Source organism: Enterobacter sp. CGMCC 5087 (assembly GCF_003144775.1).
Taxonomy (GTDB): Bacteria; Pseudomonadota; Gammaproteobacteria; order Enterobacterales; family Enterobacteriaceae; genus Enterobacter; species Enterobacter cloacae_M.
Genome location: NZ_QFXN01000174.1, coordinates 1 through 513, shown reverse-complemented (window position 1 = coordinate 513; position 513 = coordinate 1). Strand labels below are relative to the sequence as shown.

Here is a 513-nt window from a genome sequence, read left to right as displayed (position 1 = left end):
AGGTTCTCTTTTGTTGATTCAGGTCACACGGTAACTATCTGATACAGAAGGTGAGTACAGGACTTATCCGGGGAGAGTGTTGCAGCAGTAATTCATCCGCCAGTGCGCTTCTTCGATGCTGTAAATGCCGGTCAGGCACTGGGCACAATACTTCACGCCCTGATAATGACTGCCACACCACGCGCAGTACCAGGCAAACGACATCACCGGCGCATCCAGCCCACCGATGATGCAGCGCAGTTTCCTGCGACGGGCTTCAGCTTTGACCTCCGGGTCCAGATGCGCACAGTTCATCAGCACATGTTCAGCGACCGTCTGCTGGTCGTGCTCAAACCAGGGTTTCTCACCAAAGCCCGTCAGCAGGTACAGCACGCAGCCACAGGACGCACAGGTCCATACGCCGCCTGGCGCTCTCGCGGCATCATCCGCCGTCACAAAGCGACCTGAGGTATCATTCGCGAGATAGCATTTCAGTATGCGCATACCGTCACCTCCGGTGTGCTGCCAGCCACA

The 513-nt window shown here is 56.5% G+C and carries 1 protein-coding gene; it reads right to left on the bottom strand.

The genetic code is table 11. The annotated features are described in order from the left end of the window. Positions 1-63: 63 nt before the first annotated feature. Positions 64-513, bottom strand: a 450-nt coding sequence (locus tag DEO48_RS15375; protein ID WP_309136817.1) for a putative zinc ribbon protein, incomplete at its 5' end; no start/stop codon positions are given.